Genomic DNA, 17076 nt, shown 5'->3' with positions numbered 1-17076 from the left:
TTAATTTTTAGCACAAGAGCCTAAACCGAATAGAAGTATATGAAAGCAGGTATTGTAGGATTGCCTAATGTAGGTAAATCCACCCTTTTTAATTGTTTGTCTAATGCAAAAGCACAAAGTGCCAACTTTCCTTTTTGCACCATAGAACCTAATATTGGAGTGGTAAACGTACCGGATCCAAGATTAGAAAAATTAGAATCGTTAGTGAATCCGGAGCGAGTTATCCCTGCAACTGTGGAGATTGTAGATATTGCAGGTTTGGTTAAAGGAGCGAGTAAAGGAGAAGGTTTAGGAAATCAATTTTTAGGAAATATTAGAGAAACAGATGCTATTTTACACGTTTTACGCTGTTTTGATAATGATAATGTGGTGCATGTAGATGGTTCTGTAGACCCCATTAGAGATAAGGAGACTATAGACATGGAGCTGCAGTTAAAAGATTTAGAAAGCATTGATAAAAAGCTAGAAAAAGTAAATAGAACCGCTAGGACTGGCAACAAAGATGCTCAAAAAGAAGCTACGGTATTAACGGCAATTAAAAATGGCTTGGAAGCGGGTAAATCTGTGAGAGCCATAGAAGTGGAAGAGGAAGATAGGTTAGAGTTTGTTAAACCATTGCAATTGATAACAGATAAGCCTGTGATGTATGTTTGTAATGTGGATGAAGCTGCCGCTACAGAAGGTAACGATTATGTAGAAAAGGTAAAAGAAGCAGTAAAAGATGAAAATGCGGAAGTTATTTTCCTAGCTGTTGGTACAGAAGCGGATATAAATGAGCTTGAATCTTATGAGGAGCGACAAATGTTTTTAGAAGATTTGGGTTTGTCAGAACCGGGTTCTGCAAAGCTTATTCGCGGTGCATACCAATTACTAGATTTAGAAACCTATTTTACTGCAGGTGAAAAGGAAGTACGTGCATGGACTATACCTGTTGGAGCTACTGCACCACAAGCTGCGGGAGTTATCCATACCGATTTTGAAAAAGGATTTATTCGTGCAGAAGTAATTGCTTATAATGATTATGTTACTTACGGTAGCGAAGCTAAAGTAAAGGAAGCTGGGAAAATGCGTGTAGAAGGTAAGGAATACATCGTAAAAGACGGGGACGTAATGCATTTTAGGTTTAATGTGTAGAATAAGTATTCCGCATAATTTAAAAAAAAAGCCCATTTCTCTGGGCTTTTTTTGGATTCCTACTACGTTGTTGCTAAAGCACAATAAGCTCTAAATCAAATATCAACAAAAAACCTGCTGTAATTGTTGATTATTTTATGCATGCAACATTTTGATTTTTCAATCATAATTATATATTCGTTGGGATAATCCCTCAAAGCATGTCGCAAACACAGTATACCGAAGATAATATACGTTCGTTAGATTGGAAGGAACATATTCGTATGCGCCCAGGAATGTATATTGGTAAACTTGGCGACGGTTCTTCTGCAGATGATGGTATATATATACTCTTAAAAGAGGTTTTAGATAACAGTATTGATGAATTTGTCATGGGTACTGGTAAAACCATCGAAATAAATATCAAAGAAAATACTGTTAAAGTAAGGGATTACGGTAGGGGTATACCTCTAGGTAAGGTAGTAGATGTAGTGTCTAAAATGAATACTGGAGGTAAATATGATACCCGTGCTTTTAAAAAATCGGTAGGTTTAAATGGTGTTGGTACAAAGGCTGTTAACGCACTTTCTACATTTTTCAAGGTGGAGTCTGTTAGAGATGGTCAGGCTAAATCCGCTGAATTTTCTATTGGTAATTTGGTAAATGAAGATTTGGTAGAAACGTCTAAGCGAAAAGGTACGATGGTCACTTTTACACCAGACGAAACCATTTTTAAGAATTATAAATATAGGAATGAGTATGTAGAGCGCATGCTCAAAAATTACGTATACCTAAACCCTGGTTTAACTATTGTTTTTAATGGAGAAAAGTTTGTCTCAGAGAACGGTTTAAAAGATTTATTAGAAGACAATAACAATCAGGAAGATTTCTTATACCCAATTATTCATTTAAAAGGGGATGATATTGAAATTGCGTTAACACATAGTAAAACGCAGTATAGCGAGTCTTACCATTCTTTTGTTAATGGGCAGCACACCACACAAGGAGGTACGCACCAAGCGGCTTTTAGAGAAGCTATTGTAAAAACCATTCGTGATCATTACGGTAAAAATTACGATGCGTCAGATGTGCGCAAGTCTATCATCTCTGCCATTTCAATTAAGGTAATGGAGCCTGTTTTTGAGAGTCAGACAAAAACAAAATTAGGCTCTACGGATATGGGTGGTAATTTACCAACTGTACGTACTTATATTAATGATTTTGTAGGAAAGTATTTAGATAATTACCTGCACAAAAATGCTGATGTTCGCGAAATTTTGCAACGTAAGATAATGCAGGCAGAAAAGGAAAGAAAAGAACTTTCTGGAATTCGTAAGTTGGCTCGGGAACGGGCTAAGAAAGCAAGCTTACACAATAAAAAACTTAGAGATTGCCGCGTGCATTTGGGTGATATGAAAAACGACAGACGTTTAGATACCACTCTTTTTATTACAGAGGGAGATTCTGCGTCTGGATCTATAACTAAATCTAGAGATGTAAATACCCAGGCTGTATTTAGTCTTAGGGGTAAACCTTTGAATTCTTATGGAATGTCTAAGAAGATTGTTTATGAGAATGAAGAATTTAATCTTTTGCAGGCAGCCTTAAATATAGAAGATTCTTTAGAGGATTTAAGATATAATAACATTGTTATTGCTACTGATGCCGATGTGGATGGTATGCACATTCGTCTGCTGTTAATTACGTTCTTTTTGCAATTTTTTCCAGAACTTATAAGGGAAAATCACCTCTACATATTGCAAACACCACTATTTAGGGTGCGCAATAAAAAGGAAACGATTTATTGCTACAGTGACGAAGAAAAAGTAAAAGCAATCCAAAAACTAACAGGTAAGCCAGAAATTACTCGATTTAAAGGTTTGGGTGAAATTTCGCCAGATGAGTTTCAACATTTTATTGGTGATGATATTCGGTTAGAGCCAGTGATGTTAGATAAGGCTATGTCTATAGAAGCTTTGCTGCAGTTTTATATGGGAAAAAACACACCTGACAGACAAAAATTCATCATAAATAACCTTAAAGTAGAGTTAGACCTAATAGAAGATAACTAATTAATAACCAAACCGCCACACTAATCTTTAATGGAAGAGAATGAAGAATTAAACGATTCTTTGCAGAATACAGAAGATACTAAAGGAGAATCGCTTACCCGGGTAACGGGAATGTACAAAGATTGGTTTTTGGATTACGCTTCATATGTAATCCTAGAGAGAGCAGTACCTGCTATTGAAGATGGTTTTAAGCCAGTACAACGCAGAATTATGCACTCTTTAAAAGAGTTAGATGATGGCAGGTATAACAAGGTAGCTAATGTAGTAGGGCATACCATGCAATATCATCCACACGGAGATGCTAGTATTGCCGATGCTATGGTGCAAATTGGCCAGAAAGATTTGTTGATAGATACCCAAGGAAACTGGGGTAATATTTTAACTGGTGATGGTGCTGCTGCATCCAGATATATAGAGGCCCGTTTATCTAAATTTGCATTAGATGTAGTTTATAGTCCAAAGATTACAGAGTGGCAACTTTCTTATGATGGTCGTAAAAAGGAGCCAATCAATCTTCCGGTAAAATTTCCATTATTATTAGCTCAAGGTGCAGAGGGTATTGCGGTGGGTTTATCTACTAAAATTTTGCCGCACAACTTTGTAGAACTAATAGATGCTTCTATAAAACATTTAAGGGGTAAGAGTTTTAAATTGTTTCCAGACTTTCCTACAGCGGGTATTATTGATGTAACCAATTACAATGATGGTCTTCGTGGCGGAAAAATAAGGGTTAGGGCAAAAATTGAAAGCTTAGATAAGAATACGCTGGTTATTAAAGAAATTCCCTACGGTTCCAATACATCTTCCTTAATTGATAGTATTTTAAAAGCTAATGATAAGGGAAAGATAAAAATTAAAAAAATTGAAGATAACACCGCTGCTGAAGTTGAGATTTTAGTGCACTTACCAAGTGGTTTATCTCCAGATAAAACCATAGATGCATTATACGCTTTTACCGCTTGCGAATCTTCCATTTCTCCTTTAGCATGTATTATAGAGGATAACAAACCTGTTTTTATGGGTGTAACGGAAATGCTTAAGCGGAGTACCGATAATACGGTAGAAATGCTTAAACAAGAGTTGGAAATTCAGCTTAATGAGTTAGAAGAATCTTGGCATTTCGCATCTCTAGAGCGCATTTTTATAGAAAATCGAATTTATAGAGAGATAGAAGAAGAGGAAACTTGGGAAGGTGTTATTGCTGCTATTGATAAAGGTCTTAAACCACATACCACGCATTTACGTAGAGCGGTAACAGAAGAAGATATTGTAAGACTTACGGAAATAAGGATAAAACGTATTTCTAAGTTTGATTTAGACAAGGCGAAACAGCATCTAGATAGTCTAGAAGAGCGCATAGCAGAAACCAAGCATCATTTAGAACATCTGATAGATTTTGCAATTGATTACTTTAAAAACCTAAAAGCTAAATATGGAGAAGGTCGTGAAAGACTGTCCGAAATTAGGGTTTTTGATGATATTGAAGCTACCAAAGTTGTAATAAGAAACACAAAACTTTACGTAAATAGAGAAGAAGGCTTTATTGGTACTTCTTTAAAACGAGATGAATATGTTACCGACTGTAGTGATATAGATGACATCATTGTCTTTACCCAAAAAGGAGGGATGATGGTCACGAAAGTGGATAGTAAAACTTTTATTGATAAAGGGATTATCCATGTTGCGGTCTTTAAGAAAAAAGACAAGCGCACTACATATAATATGATTTACAAGGATGGTAAAGGCGGACCCAGTTATATTAAAAGATTTAATGTAACTAGTATGACTAGAGATAGGATGTACGATTTAACCAATGGTAAGGCTAGTAGTGATGTTACCTATTTTAGCGCTAACCCTAACGGCGAGGCAGAAGTTGTAACCATACACCTAAGACAATCTGGAAGTATTAAAAAACTGAAATGGGATATTGATTTTGCAGATATTTTAATTAAGGGTAGAGCCTCTAAAGGTAACATTGTTACCAAGTTTCCAGTAAAAAGAATTGAACTTAAAGAAAAAGGAGTTTCTACTTTAAAGCCAAGAAAAATTTGGTTTGATGATGTGGTAAGGCGTTTAAATACGGAAGAACGAGGAGAGCTACTTGGTGCTTTTAAAGGTGAAGATTTGCTTCTGGTAGCGAATCAAAAAGGATTTATTAAAACCATCACACCAGATTTAAATACTCGTTTTGATGAGGATATGATTCTCTTAGAAAAATGGATTCCAGAAAAACCTATTTCCGCTATCTACTATGATGGTGAAAAAGAAAGGTACTACTTAAAGCGTTTTTTAATAGAAAATACAGGAAAAGAGGAACTTATTATTTCTGACCATCCAGATTCACAATTAGAAATACTTTTGACGGATTGGAGGCCAATGGTAGAATTAGAATTCTATAAACCAAGAGGGAAAGAAGCTAAACCTAATGAGGTGGTAAATGTGGAGGATTTTATCGCTATCAAAGGAATAAAAGCACAAGGAAATCAACTGACTACATTTAAACTTAAAAATATCAATGCTTTAGAACCACTTCTTTACCAGCAAGAAGCCATTGAAGAAGAAATTGATATCAACGAAGAAGATGGGATTGATTTAGATGATGATGAAATAACAAATGGTAATCAGGATTCTGACCAAACCTCATTGTTTTAATGTAAATTTCAATTTATCTTAGAACCGTTTTAACTAACGCTAATCTTAAATATTTTATATGGACTTAACAAATCCGTTAGTCTACGGAGTGCCTGTTTTTATTGCTTTTATTTTAGTTGAGCTTACCTATAGTAAGACTCATGGAGATGACCATTTGTATGATTGGAAAGATTTAGCCGCGAGTGGTTTTATGGGGGTTGGTTCTGCTGTTTTAGGACCTTTATTTAAAATCATATTCATGGTAGTGTTGTTCAACGCTACATTTGAGTTTTTTAATCCTTTAGACGCAAACGGGGTAAGGCATCATTTGTTAGGCTATGAGTCTTTCGGCTATGCATGGTACGTATGGCTATTTTGTATGCTTGCTGATGATTTTACGTATTACTGGTTTCATAGAGCCAATCACGAAATACGAATTTTGTGGGCTGCACACATAGTGCACCATTCATCTGATAATTTTAACTTAGGAACTGCTATTAGAAACGGTTGGTTTACAATTCTTTACAAACCTCTTTTTTATATGTGGATGCCTGCCATAGGTTTTCCTCCAGAAATGGTAATCGTTTGCTTAGGAATAGAAGCGTTATGGCAATTTCAACTGCACTCACAATACATACCAAAGCTGGGTTTTTTAGAAAAGTTTTTAAATACGCATACCATGCATCAAGTGCATCATGCACAGAATGTGGAATATTTAGATAAAAATCATGGCGGTTTTTTAAATGTTTTCGACCGTATTTTTGGCACGTGGAAAGAATATGATGAAGAAATAGAAGTAAAATACGGAGTAATACATGCACCTAACTCATACAATCCTATTGTAATTTTAACGCATGAGTTTAAAGATATTTGGAATGATGTAAAAAAGGTGGACAAAATATCACATAAACTAATGTACATATTTGGCCCACCAGGATGGAGTCATGATGGTAGCACCATGACCGTAAAACAACAACAGGCCCAGTTTAAGGAGCATAAAAAAAACTCCACCGTGGCCTTTCAAAGACCTAATTAATCTTCCAAATGCTGTTGTTCTTCAACAGCATTTGTTTTTTTATTCTTTTTCATTCGCATATCAAAGAACTCAACCATTAAGGAGAATGCAATAGCGAAGTATAAGTAGCCTTTAGGAATTACACCTACTTCTTGGTCAAAAACAACTAAGTGAGATAGGTGTGCTGCTTCAGCAATTAGCATAAAGCCAATTAAAATTAAGAATGACAAACCTAGCACTTGTATAGAAGGATGTCTGCTTACAAACTCGCCCACAGGGTTTGCAAAAAGCATCATAATTAATACAGATGCTATTACGGCAATTATCATTAAAATTAAAGCATCATTAGGATTAGGAGATAAGCCATTTGTCATTCCTATTGCTGTCAAAATAGAATCAAAAGAAAAGACAATATTTATAATGGTAATTTGTACGATAGCGTTGGATAGCGTAGAAGAGCGACCTTTTTTAACTTCGCGCTCATCATGACCTTTATCTTCTATTTTTTCGTGAATTTCCTTGGTGCTTTTGTATAACAAGAATAATCCACCAGCAAATAGAATTAATGCTTGCCAGCTAATTCCACCGTGAATCCATTCGTGTTTTAAAACCCAGAACGGTTTTTTTAAAGAAGTAAGCCAAGAAATGCCGAACAGTAAAACTACTCTAAGAACCATTGCAAGAACTAAACCTATGTTAGTTGCTTTTTTACGGTCTTTTTTCTCGAGTTTGTCTGCGGCAATAGAAATAAAAATGATGTTGTCTATCCCAAGAACTATTTCTAAAAAGGTTAGCGTTAATAATGCAAACCAAGCATCGGGACTAGAAAAAATGTCGAACATAGTTAGTGTGTTTTAATTGCGGTTCCACGTAATTTATTTGTTTCGCCAACGGCGCTAAATTCAAATGTATAAGAACTGTCCGTAGTAGACAAGATTTTTATGTGGATGGCTTTTTCTTCTTCTCTGTTTTTTGGGTTTAAATTTTTAAGGACATATTCACAATCATTAATCCAACGAACGGAAGAACTATCTATCTTACCGTTAAAACGGTCAATTTCTAAATTGCCTTTTCTGGTAAATGTGGTGCTCACACTGTCTTTATCTAAAATCATTGTAAAGCTATATGTCCCGTCCTTATGAGCTTTGCAATCTCTTTCTACAGGCTTCATACAGGATAGTAGGGTAATCAAGAATAGTATGTAGGCTAAGTAATATTTCATAATGTAAATTTTAGCTCAAAAATACATCATTTTCCAGGGTGGTAGGTATCAAAAGTACCATCGGTATAAAGCACCATTATTTGCCTGATTTCTTTTGTAGTATTTGTAGGGCTAATGGACAGTTGGTTTTGTGTGTTTTCAGATTCTTGAAATTCACAGCCACTCAAGTTATTTTGTTTATCCGAAGTAGTACTTGGGAATTCTCCTTTTCCATTTAAGAACCAATACAGATTTACTTCTGGATAGGTATTTATAAGCTTAAGTATAAAATCCAAGCTAGGTTTATTTCGACCGGATAGGAGGTGAGAAATACTAGAGCGTGGCACCCCTAGCTGATCCGCAAAGGCGGTGGAGTTTTGTTTATAGTATTCCATAATCTGTTTTAAACGGTCTATCATAGTGTTTACAAATGTAAATTATATCGATAGAGTGACAAATATTCGTTAAAAATATATTGCTCAAATAACTGTATTGTAGCTTTAATTAAAGTCTTTTAATATATTGAAATGTAACTATATAGTGCTGTCTTTATAGAGCTTATTTACAATTGTAAAATTTACCTTAAGATTAATCCTTTACTATTAGTTGTGTCAAATAAATATAATTCAGCGATTTTTGTTTTATTTCGACCCATTTTATGGTATTTTATCGCATTTTCTTACATAATGTTTAAAAAAAGTACGGTTTTATTATGTTATATTTCTTAATTCATTAATTTTACTGCAAAATTTATCAAAAATGAGCAAAGTAAAACTTGACGAAATAGACCATCAGATTCTAGATATGTTGATTGACAACACTAGAACTCCGTTTACAGATATAGCTAAAAAATTATTGATTTCTGCTGGTACTGTTCACGTTAGGGTTAAAAAAATGGAAGAAGCCGGGATTATAAAAGGGTCTTCTTTAACCTTAGATTACGTAAAACTTGGGTATTCCTTTATTGCCTATGTAGGTATCTTTTTAGAGAAAACGCATCAAACCAAATTCGTTTTAGAGCGTCTTTCTCAAATCCCATATGTTACCGTAGCACATATTACAACCGGTAAGTTTAATATCTTTTGTAAGATTAGAGCTAGAGATACAACACATGCTAAAAATATCATTTTTAAGATTGATGATATAGATGGTATTAGCAGAACAGAAACCATGATTTCTTTAGAAGAAAGCATTAACGATAAAAAACGTTTAATGCACACTATTTTTAACGAACTATAATAGGTTTTATTTGAAAGCAAGTGAATTGTCTGTTTCTGAATATCCAGAATTTTACAGGCCTTATATAGAAGTTTTAGGAGATTTGGAATTATCTAGTGCTCTAGAAGATTCCAAATCTTCTTTTTTAGAATTATTGCAATCTATTAATCCTGAGCAATTACAATATGCTTACGCAGAAGGTAAATGGACAGTAGCAGAAGCTATTATCCATATTATCGATACAGAACGTGTATTTCAATACCGAGTATTGCGTTTAGCAAGAAATGATAAAACCGAACTTCCTGGCTTTGACCAAAATATTTTTGTTCCTACTTGCAATGCACAAAACAGAAGTTTAGAAAGTATAATAGTCGAATACAAAGCAGTAAGGGAGTCGACCCTCACCTTGTTTTATTCTCTAGATGCTCAAGCATTAGAGCGGTCATCCATTGTAAGTGGTGGTAATGTTTCTGCAAGGGCAATCCTATACATGATTGCCGGTCATCAATTACACCATGTAACTATTTTAAAAGACCGTTACGGTATTTAAGTTAAGCGGCATCAGACTTGTTAAAATCTGGCAAATCTGCTGTTGAATCCTCTTCCGAATTCATTTTACTTTCTATGGTTTCAGCAAAGTTGGTAATGAAGTTAGATAAGCTTTTACTTATTTTAACCAAGTAAATAGTATCCTCTGTTTTTACTTCTACTGCCTCTACAATTTCACCACTCGTTTTCTGAAATATATAAATATCATCATCTCCGTAACCGTGAGGGTATCTGTCAATTAATTTTGCTGCTACTTCGTGGCTTAACTTTTTGTAATCTACAATTTTACGTTGCATAACTTTAGGGGTTTAAGTTGATAATCCTAAACTAGGAAATTCTTAAGTTGAATATTCCAAAGAGTTGCCAAGCAAGCAAAAATTGTTGGTGTAACTAGGGAAGTTTGTAGTAAGCAAATGCTTCCGCAATAAGATGATCAGGAATTTTAACATCTACAACCGCAGAACCAATCTCATTTAATAGTACAAAATTGATTTCTCCGTGAGAGTTTTTCTTATCATGAATCAAATACTCCTTTATTTTTGGTATATCTTCATCGTTAATAACTACAAAAGGATAATATTTTAACATGGTTTGCTTTATTTCGTCTAAATCGACTCTGCTTAATCCCGTAATTTTATGTGCTAAAAATGCTTCCATCACCATGCCAATAGCTATAGCTTCACCGTGCAATAAAGTTTCTTTTTCTTCACTATCTAAATAAAAAGATTCTATAGCATGACCTAAAGTGTGGCCAAAGTTTAATTTTTTTCTAATCCCATGTTCTTTTGGGTCTTCTGTAACAATATCACTTTTAATAACAACAGAACGGGCTATGCTTTCAGCGTCTTTAGAAAGTCCTTCAGTTCTTAAATCTTTCCAGTATTGTCGGTCTACAATAAGTCCATGTTTAAGCATTTCTGCAAAACCGCTTATCATTTGCCTATCCTCTAAGGTTTCTAAAAATTCAGGGAAAATTAGGACCATTTTGGGTTGCTGTATTACCCCAACCTGATTTTTAAGAGTTCCTAAATCCACACCATTTTTACCACCCACAGAAGCATCTACCATTGCTAAAAGTGTAGTGGGGATGTTAATAAAATCTATGCCACGTTTAAACGTACAGGCTACAAAGCCACCTAAATCAGTTACCACGCCACCGCCAACATTTATGAGTAAGCTTTTACGGTCACCCCCAAGTTCTGACAGTTGCTCCCACACATAAAGACAGGTGTGTATGTGTTTGTGCTCTTCTCCTGGAGTTATACAGATTACCTCATCTATTTTATGGTCAAATAGTGCTTCAAATTTTGGTAAACAAAGTTTTTCTGTATTCTTATCTACTAAAACGAAGATTTTAGAATAGCCTTTTTGAACCATACATTGATTTAAGGCCTCTTTTGCAATTTGATTAAAATGAACTTCGTGAGCTTCCGTAACTACTGACTGCATATTTTTTAAATATTACTCAAAGAAAGAAATATTTTTGAAGATATATTTCTATCATACCTGCTTATATTCGCACCTTTATTATATTCTTAATTATGAAGCGAATTTTTGAGGATACTTCAATAGCGTTTCGCCTAAAGAGCGACTCGGAATTAGAACGTGCATTTTTTCTATTTAAATTAATTGCGAATCAGCCATTGGTGCGTATTGGTACGGCGGTCACTAATTTTGCACTCAATGCCAAATTGCCAGTAGAAGGATTGATACGTGCTACTGTTTTTGACCATTTTTGTGGAGGAGTTAACGAGGAAGATTGTATGTCTACCATAGATAGTATGTATGAGGCCGGAGTCTATTCTATTTTGGACTACTCGGTTGAAGGCAAAACGGTAGAGAATCAGTTAGATAGTGCTTTTGAAAAAATATTAAGGGTTTTAGACTTTGTAAAAGAGAAAGAAGCCATCCCTTATGCTGTATTTAAACCTACCGCATTTGCTCGTTTTGGATTGTTACAAAAGGTTAATGAGGGAATTGCTTTAACTGAAGACGAAGCGGCAGAATGGCAACGCGTGGTAAATCGTTATGATAAAGTGTGTAAAAAAGCATATGATCTAGATGTGATGCTTTTAATCGACGCTGAAGAAAGCTGGATACAACAAGCCGCTGATCAATTGGCATGGGAAATGATGGTAAAATACAATAAAGAAAAGCCTGTTGTATTTAATACAGCTCAAATGTATCGTTGGGACCGTTTAGAGTATCTAAAACGTTTACATGCAGAAGCTAAAGCGTTTGGTGTTAAAGTAGGGATAAAAGCAGTACGAGGGGCTTACATGGAAAAAGAAAATGACCGTGCGGAAGAAAAAGGATATATATCGCCCATCTGTAGTTCTAAACAGGCGACGGATGTAAATTTTGATGCGGCAATAGATTTTATGTCAGAAAATTTAGAAGTGTTTACCATTTTTGCTGGGACGCATAACGAAGAAAGTACTTACCGTTTACTAGATATCATGAAAGCAAAACAATTGGAGAACAATGACCAGCGAATTTGGTTTGGCCAGTTGTATGGTATGAGCGATAATATAAGCTATAATCTAGCGGATAATGGTTATAATGCGGCCAAATATTTGCCTTATGGTCCGGTTAAAGATGTAATGCCTTATCTTATACGAAGAGCAGAAGAAAATACTTCTGTAGCCGGGCAAACTTCTAGAGAATTAGAATTATTGCGAAAAGAAAAGACTAGGCGTAATTTGTAAGATTGTTATGGTGTAAATACAGAAACTGAAACTTTTTCAGGGCAGTTGTTAGCTTTTATCAATTGCCCTTTATTGTTTTCTATAATGTAAAAACTACACGGTTTACTTTTGGTATCGCTTTTAGAGAATAATACATCTCCATCCTCAAAATAAGAATAGAACACAGTAGAATCTTTATCTTTTTCTAGTTGGCTTTGCAATTCTGGGCTGAATTCCATCGGTTTTGTTCTTAATTCCTTAAGTACCCTGCAGTTTGGTAAATAGCAAAACTCTAAACTTTTATCACCCGATTTTTTCTTCAAAATAAATACAAAAAAAAGCAATCCGATGGAAAGTCCAACCAAGTACCATCCTAAGCGTTTAATAAATCCGGTCATTTATTTTAAAAAATCAAGAAATTAATATCGTTGTAAGAAAGTCCAAACCAATCGCCTACGCTTTTATTGGTCAAGATGCCATGATACATGTACAAACCATTGCGTAAACCTCTATCAAAACGTAGGGAATGTTCTAATCCACCATCCTCACCAATTTTTAATAGATAGGGTGTAAATATATTGCTAATAGATATACTAGCTGTTCTGGGGTATCTAGAAGGTATATTGGGCACGCCATAATGCACTACACCAAATTTTTCTACTGTTGGTTTATCGTGATTAGTAATTTCTGTGGTTTCAAAGCAGCCCCCCATATCTATACTAACATCAATTATAACAGCTCCTTTTTTCATGTGTTCTACCATGGTAGAGGTAACTAATACCGGAGAGCGGTCTTTGCCTCTAACGGCACCAATGGCAACATCGCAACGTTTTAATGCTTTTAAAAGGTTTTTCGGCTGTATGGTAGAGGTGTAAATCGTCTGATGTAAGTTGGTTTGTATGTTGCGCAACTTGGTAATACTATTATCAAAAACCTTAATATTAGCTCCTAAGCCTAGTGCAGAACGAGCAGCAAATTCGCCAACCGTTCCTGCCCCAATAATAACCACTTCCACGGGTGGAACACCACTTATATTCCCAAACATAAGTCCATTGCCATCACTGGTAGCAGCCATTAATTCTGCAGCAATTAATACAGAAGAAGTGCCAGCGATTTCACTTAGCGAACGGACTGCCGGGTATTTTCCATCTTCATCTCTAATATATTCAAATGCAATGGCCGTAATGCGCTTTTTAGCAAGCGCTTCAAAATATTTTTTGGTTTGTGTCTTAATCTGTAAAGCAGAAATAATAATGGCTTGCGGATTCATTAACTCTATTTCTGCTATACTGGGCGGTTCTACTTTTAGAAGAATAGGGCAGGAGAACACTTTTTTCTGGTCGTTGGTTACTTCTGCTCCGGCATTAGTGTAATCTGTATCTGAATAATTAGCACCTTCACCAGCACCAGATTCTATGAGGACACGGTGACCGTTTGCTGTAATAGCATTTACAGCATCTGGAGTAAGGCAGATACGTTTTTCTTGGTACTGATTTTCCTTAGGCAGACCTATGAATAACTCTCCTTTTTGTTTTAATAACTCTAGCGTTTCTTCTTGTGGTAAAAGCTGTTGCTTGCTAAAAGGAAAAGCAGGTTGGTCCATAAATAGTGTTCTGTTAGCTTAGTGTTTTACTAAAAGAACAAATTTACATTTTTTTTAAGAGGGCAGCTTTTTCCTCCTCTAACTTTTCCCATTCTTTACGTAAGGCCTTTTTTTCTTCCAAAAACTTTAACTCCTCATCCATAGCCTTAAGGTCAATGCCATGGACATATTTATCGTATAATTTTGTTCTTATTAAATATACAAAAGGAATTATAATCACGCATATTGGTAAGAGCCATATTACATTACTACTGTCAGCAATTTCTGATGAATTTTCACCAATATAAATCTCAAAAATTTGAAAAGCATACATTAATAATGGAATTAATAAGATATGGTACCACCATTCTTTACATGTCAAAAACCAAATCATTAATAAGTAAAATGGAATTGCTTTACTTAATAGAAACCAAATATGACTTTGAATTGAAGGAAATCCAGATTTATAAATATTAATCCCTAAAATATTTATACTCTCTACCTCTGGGTTAAAAGGTGTAGCTTCGTGAAGCTTGTAAATAAAAGGAGATAAGATAATTAATATAATTAATATTGATTCAAATAAAAACCTAATTTTTGTTTCTTTCGAAGATTTGTTCTTTTTCAATTTTGAAACTTTAGGATATCTAACGAAAAAAGAGCAATAATAGTATTGCTCTTTAAAGAAAATTTAATTGTTCTAAACAAATTAACGCTTGGGTTTGATTACAATCTGATCTTTTCTTACTCCAGTCTCCTGCTCAGTCAATATCGTAGTAGACAAAGAAGATGCTACTAGTGTTACTACTGCCAAAAGACCAAAAATTAGTTTTTTAGTGTTCATCGTACTAAATTTTTGGTTAATAAATGATTTGAATAATCCCCTACAATGTAAGAAAATATTTCATTAAAAATGCATTTCGTCGACAAAAAATGACAGTTTATCTGAAAATTTAACCGTTAATCGAGGGAACTTATTGCTTGTGAAGATAGAAAAAGTCTTATTTATCGAAGTTAGTATTCGACAGTCCGCACTGATTCTTCGACGAACTGCAAATACACATCTCTTTTTATTTCTGGTAGTAGATTTTCAATTTTTTCTGGCCACTCAATAAATACATGCACGCCAGAATCTAAATATTCTTCTAGGCCTAAATCTAGGGCTTCTTCCTCATGATTGAGTCTATAAAAATCAAAATGATAGGCTACTAATTCACCTTGCTTGTTGTGGTATTCGTTTACAATACCAAAGGTTGGACTATTACCTGCGTCTATTGCACCTAATAACTGAACCATTTCCTTAATAGTAGTAGTTTTTCCAGTTCCCATTTCGCCATGGAAACAAATAATTTTTTCTGGTATGTGGGTTAAAAGTTGTTGGGCAATATTTTTTACTTCAGTTTTATTAAAACGTATTTGCTTCATTTTATTTGGGTTCTAATACAACAAATGGAATAATCATTTCTTCTAAAGAAATACCGCCATGTTGGTAGGTATTTCTGTAATAGCTAACATAGTGGTTGTAGTTATTAGGGTAAGCAAAAAACATATCGTTCTTAGCAAAAATATAAGAGCTACTCACATTAATATTGGGTAAGTGCACTTGTGCAGGTTCTTTTGCAGCTAAAACTTCTTTGTCATTAAAAGTTAGACTCTTTCCAGTTTTGTAGCGCAAATTTAAGCTTGTGTCTCTATCACCAATAACTTTGCTAGGTTGCTTCACATTTATAGTGCCATGGTCTGTGGTTATAATAAGTTTTAGTCCTAGTTGTTGTGCTTGCTGTATCATCTCTAATAAAGGGCTGTTTTTAAACCAACTAAGGGTTAGGGAACGGTACGCTTTGTCATTACCGGCAAGTTCACGTATCACCTCCATTTCTGTTTTAGCGTGAGAAAGCATGTCTACAAAGTTGTAGACTACTACGGTAAGGTCGTTCTCTTTTTGGGATTTAAAGTCTTTTGCGAGTTGCTTTCCTTGTTTTAGGCTGCTGATTTTGTGGTATTCCCATTGCAATTGCAGTCCTAATCTTTTTAATTGTGCACCTAGAAAATCGGCCTCATGTAAATTTTTACCTCCATCATCCGTATCGTTTTTCCACCATTCTGGATGTCGTTTTTCCATCGCCAAAGGTGTAAGTCCAGAGAAAATAGCATTTCTGGCGTATTGGGTGGCCGTTGGTAGAATGGAAAAATAAGGGGTTTCTGATTTCTTTTTGTAAAAAGGATGTAGGGTTTCTTCAAAAGCCAACCACTGATCGTATCTTAAATTATCTACAACCACCATTAAGGTCTTTTGTCCTTTAAGTTCTGGGGTTACTAATTTCTTAAAAAGCGTGTGACTCAAAACGGGGCCATCTTCATCAAACCAATTACGATAATTTTTATCTACGAATTTGCTAAACTGATTGTTGGCTTCTATTTTTTGGGATTCTAAAATTTCAGCCATGCTCGTATCTTCTATTTCTTCTAGCTGTAATTCCCAATATATTAACCGCTTGTACATTTCTGCCCATTCATCACAACAATTCACCATAGAAAGGTCCATAGCAATTTTTCTGAACTCCTGCTGGTAATTTGCAGTAGTACGTTCAGAAACCAGTCTAGATAAATCTAAATTCTTTTTTAAAGAAAGTAGAATTTGATTTGGATTTACTGGCTTAATAAGGTAATCAGCTATTTTACTACCAATAGCCTCTTCCATAATATACTCTTCTTCACTTTTAGTTATCATCACCACAGGTAAGTTAGAGTCTATTTGTTTTAACTCAGCCAAGGTTTCTAAGCCGCTAATTCCAGGCATGTTTTCATCTAAAAAAACAATATCAAATTGTTGTTCGCGGATGGCTTCAAGAGCCTCTTGTCCACTAGGGGCGGTAGCCACCTGGTAATTTTTCTTTTCTAAAAATAAAATATGAGGTTTGAGTAGGTCTATTTCATCATCTACCCATAAAATGGAAATTTTTCTCATTTATAGCGCCTTAAGTGTCTAATTAATACAAATTGTTTCG

At 34.9% G+C, this 17076-nt stretch carries 17 protein-coding genes; 7 read left to right on the top strand and 10 right to left on the bottom strand.

Annotated elements, in window-relative coordinates:
- Positions 1–39: 39 nt before the first annotated feature.
- The 4 genes from ychF (at position 40) to FBT53_RS04520 (ending at position 6852) form a co-directional block, all read left to right on the top strand.
- On the top strand, positions 40–1134 hold the full coding sequence (gene ychF, locus FBT53_RS04535; RefSeq protein ID WP_136949974.1) for a redox-regulated ATPase YchF: 1095 nt from the start codon (positions 40–42) through the stop codon (positions 1132–1134).
- A gap of 200 nt (positions 1135–1334) precedes the next feature.
- Complete coding sequence (locus FBT53_RS04530) at positions 1335–3185, top strand: DNA topoisomerase IV subunit B (protein ID WP_136949973.1); 1851 nt, start codon at positions 1335–1337, stop codon at positions 3183–3185.
- 30 nt (positions 3186–3215) lie between these two features.
- On the top strand, positions 3216–5837 hold the full coding sequence (locus tag FBT53_RS04525; RefSeq protein WP_136949972.1) for a DNA gyrase/topoisomerase IV subunit A: 2622 nt from the start codon (positions 3216–3218) through the stop codon (positions 5835–5837).
- A gap of 58 nt (positions 5838–5895) precedes the next feature.
- Positions 5896–6852: a sterol desaturase family protein gene (locus tag FBT53_RS04520; RefSeq protein WP_136949971.1), complete on the top strand. Its 957-nt coding sequence runs from the start codon at positions 5896–5898 to the stop codon at positions 6850–6852.
- Here FBT53_RS04520 and FBT53_RS04515 read toward each other — a convergent pair.
- The 3 genes from FBT53_RS04515 to FBT53_RS04505 are packed head-to-tail and all read right to left on the bottom strand — an operon-like array spanning position 6849 to position 8427.
- Positions 6849–7673, bottom strand: coding sequence for a TerC family protein (locus FBT53_RS04515; RefSeq protein ID WP_136949970.1), 825 nt, complete (start codon positions 7671–7673; stop codon positions 6849–6851). The genes FBT53_RS04520 and FBT53_RS04515 overlap by 4 nt on opposite strands.
- A gap of 2 nt (positions 7674–7675) precedes the next feature.
- Complete coding sequence (locus FBT53_RS04510) at positions 7676–8053, bottom strand: DNA topoisomerase IV (RefSeq protein WP_136949969.1); 378 nt, start codon at positions 8051–8053, stop codon at positions 7676–7678.
- Positions 8054–8079: 26 nt separating this feature from the next.
- Positions 8080–8427: a helix-turn-helix domain-containing protein gene (locus FBT53_RS04505; RefSeq protein WP_240729761.1), complete on the bottom strand. Its 348-nt coding sequence runs from the start codon at positions 8425–8427 to the stop codon at positions 8080–8082.
- 364 nt (positions 8428–8791) lie between these two features.
- Here FBT53_RS04505 and FBT53_RS04500 point away from each other — a divergent pair, with 364 nt between their 5' ends.
- Both FBT53_RS04500 and FBT53_RS04495 read left to right on the top strand, forming a co-directional pair.
- Positions 8792–9271, top strand: coding sequence for an Lrp/AsnC family transcriptional regulator (locus tag FBT53_RS04500; protein ID WP_010517091.1), 480 nt, complete (start codon positions 8792–8794; stop codon positions 9269–9271).
- 10 nt (positions 9272–9281) lie between these two features.
- A complete protein-coding gene (locus FBT53_RS04495; protein WP_136949967.1) occupies positions 9282–9800 on the top strand; it encodes a DinB family protein in 519 nt (172 codons plus the stop codon).
- Between the two features lies 1 nt (position 9801).
- On the opposite strand, the gene FBT53_RS04490 is transcribed toward FBT53_RS04495, so the two are convergent.
- Positions 9802–10095 (bottom strand): hypothetical protein, encoded by a 294-nt coding sequence (locus tag FBT53_RS04490; protein ID WP_136949966.1) that lies wholly within the window; start codon positions 10093–10095, stop codon positions 9802–9804.
- A 94-nt stretch (positions 10096–10189) separates the two neighbouring features.
- Positions 10190–11248 carry a 3-dehydroquinate synthase gene (gene aroB / locus FBT53_RS04485; protein WP_136949965.1) on the bottom strand — a complete coding sequence of 353 codons (1059 nt, stop codon included), beginning with the start codon at positions 11246–11248 and terminating at the stop codon, positions 10190–10192.
- A gap of 92 nt (positions 11249–11340) precedes the next feature.
- Between aroB and FBT53_RS04480 the strand changes: the two genes are divergently transcribed.
- Positions 11341–12507, top strand: coding sequence for a proline dehydrogenase family protein (locus tag FBT53_RS04480; RefSeq protein WP_136949964.1), 1167 nt, complete (start codon positions 11341–11343; stop codon positions 12505–12507).
- Positions 12508–12512: 5 nt separating this feature from the next.
- On the opposite strand, the gene FBT53_RS16260 is transcribed toward FBT53_RS04480, so the two are convergent.
- The 5 genes from FBT53_RS16260 to FBT53_RS04455 form a co-directional block, all read right to left on the bottom strand.
- A complete protein-coding gene (locus tag FBT53_RS16260) occupies positions 12513–12725 on the bottom strand; it encodes a hypothetical protein (protein WP_240729760.1) in 213 nt (70 codons plus the stop codon).
- A 164-nt stretch (positions 12726–12889) separates the two neighbouring features.
- A complete protein-coding gene (locus FBT53_RS04470) occupies positions 12890–14089 on the bottom strand; it encodes an alanine dehydrogenase (RefSeq protein ID WP_136949962.1) in 1200 nt (399 codons plus the stop codon).
- Between the two features lie 43 nt (positions 14090–14132).
- Positions 14133–14696 (bottom strand): hypothetical protein, encoded by a 564-nt coding sequence (locus FBT53_RS04465; RefSeq protein ID WP_136949961.1) that lies wholly within the window; start codon positions 14694–14696, stop codon positions 14133–14135.
- A gap of 386 nt (positions 14697–15082) precedes the next feature.
- Complete coding sequence (gene tsaE, locus FBT53_RS04460; protein WP_136949960.1) at positions 15083–15493, bottom strand: tRNA (adenosine(37)-N6)-threonylcarbamoyltransferase complex ATPase subunit type 1 TsaE; 411 nt, start codon at positions 15491–15493, stop codon at positions 15083–15085.
- Position 15494: 1 nt separating this feature from the next.
- Positions 15495–17036, bottom strand: a complete 1542-nt coding sequence (locus FBT53_RS04455; RefSeq protein ID WP_136949959.1) for a bifunctional response regulator/alkaline phosphatase family protein — start codon at positions 17034–17036, stop codon at positions 15495–15497.
- Between the last annotated feature and the right edge of the window lie 40 nt (positions 17037–17076).

The sequence above is a fragment of the Flavobacterium sp. ASW18X genome, assembly GCF_005144745.1.
In the GTDB taxonomy this organism is placed as follows: domain Bacteria; phylum Bacteroidota; class Bacteroidia; order Flavobacteriales; family Flavobacteriaceae; genus Croceivirga.
The sequence above is the reverse complement of the archived record's forward strand: the minus strand, read 5'-3'. Positions and strand labels throughout refer to the sequence as shown.

Excerpts from the sequence above, each read along its gene's own strand:
- ychF (WP_136949974.1), top strand. The coding sequence starts at position 40 with ATGAAAGCAGGTATTGTAGGATTGCCTAATGTAGGTAAATCCACCCTT.
- FBT53_RS04530 (WP_136949973.1), top strand. The coding sequence starts at position 1,335 with ATGTCGCAAACACAGTATACCGAAGATAATATACGTTCGTTAGATTGG.
- FBT53_RS04525 (WP_136949972.1), top strand. The coding sequence starts at position 3,216 with ATGGAAGAGAATGAAGAATTAAACGATTCTTTGCAGAATACAGAAGAT.
- FBT53_RS04520 (WP_136949971.1), top strand. The coding sequence starts at position 5,896 with ATGGACTTAACAAATCCGTTAGTCTACGGAGTGCCTGTTTTTATTGCT.
- FBT53_RS04515 (WP_136949970.1), bottom strand. The coding sequence starts at position 7,673 with ATGTTCGACATTTTTTCTAGTCCCGATGCTTGGTTTGCATTATTAACG.
- FBT53_RS04510 (WP_136949969.1), bottom strand. The coding sequence starts at position 8,053 with ATGAAATATTACTTAGCCTACATACTATTCTTGATTACCCTACTATCC.
- FBT53_RS04505 (WP_240729761.1), bottom strand. The coding sequence starts at position 8,427 with ATGGAATACTATAAACAAAACTCCACCGCCTTTGCGGATCAGCTAGGG.
- FBT53_RS04500 (WP_010517091.1), top strand. The coding sequence starts at position 8,792 with ATGAGCAAAGTAAAACTTGACGAAATAGACCATCAGATTCTAGATATG.
- FBT53_RS04490 (WP_136949966.1), bottom strand. The coding sequence starts at position 10,095 with ATGCAACGTAAAATTGTAGATTACAAAAAGTTAAGCCACGAAGTAGCA.
- aroB (WP_136949965.1), bottom strand. The coding sequence starts at position 11,248 with ATGCAGTCAGTAGTTACGGAAGCTCACGAAGTTCATTTTAATCAAATT.
- FBT53_RS04480 (WP_136949964.1), top strand. The coding sequence starts at position 11,341 with ATGAAGCGAATTTTTGAGGATACTTCAATAGCGTTTCGCCTAAAGAGC.
- FBT53_RS16260 (WP_240729760.1), bottom strand. The coding sequence starts at position 12,725 with ATGGAATTCAGCCCAGAATTGCAAAGCCAACTAGAAAAAGATAAAGAT.
- FBT53_RS04470 (WP_136949962.1), bottom strand. The coding sequence starts at position 14,089 with ATGGACCAACCTGCTTTTCCTTTTAGCAAGCAACAGCTTTTACCACAA.
- tsaE (WP_136949960.1), bottom strand. The coding sequence starts at position 15,493 with ATGAAGCAAATACGTTTTAATAAAACTGAAGTAAAAAATATTGCCCAA.
- FBT53_RS04455 (WP_136949959.1), bottom strand. The coding sequence starts at position 17,036 with ATGAGAAAAATTTCCATTTTATGGGTAGATGATGAAATAGACCTACTC.